This is a genomic window from Limnothrix redekei LRLZ20PSL1, assembly GCF_043235035.1.
In the GTDB taxonomy this organism is placed as follows: domain Bacteria; phylum Cyanobacteriota; class Cyanobacteriia; order CACIAM-69d; family CACIAM-69d; genus CACIAM-69d.
Genome location: NZ_JAZAQF010000073.1, coordinates 1 through 258 on the forward strand (window position 1 = coordinate 1; position 258 = coordinate 258).

Sequence of the window (258 nt, forward strand, 5' to 3'; positions counted from 1 at the left end):
GTGGCTGATCATCGCGCCTAACGATAAATGGGCGCTGCTGGTCTACTCCCACGCCAATGGATGGGAAGTAAAGGGGCCGGCCGATAGCTCAGACAAGATCGCGATCGCTGACACAATCCAACACTTCATCGTTGCCATCAGCGCCTATGAAACCCGCGTCAAAGAATCCAAAAGATATTGATCTGAAGGACTTCAGCCCATCCCTGCCCTGGGTTGTCTACCGGTTGGGCCGTCCCAACCGCCACGGCCAGCGGTCGC

At 57.0% G+C, this 258-nt stretch carries 1 protein-coding gene; it reads left to right on the forward strand.

Going from position 1 to position 258, the window contains the following annotated elements:
- The coding region (locus tag VPK24_RS18865) for a hypothetical protein (protein ID WP_393013735.1) at positions 1-181 on the forward strand (181 nt) is incomplete at its 5' end.
- Positions 182-258: the final 77 nt, after the last annotated feature.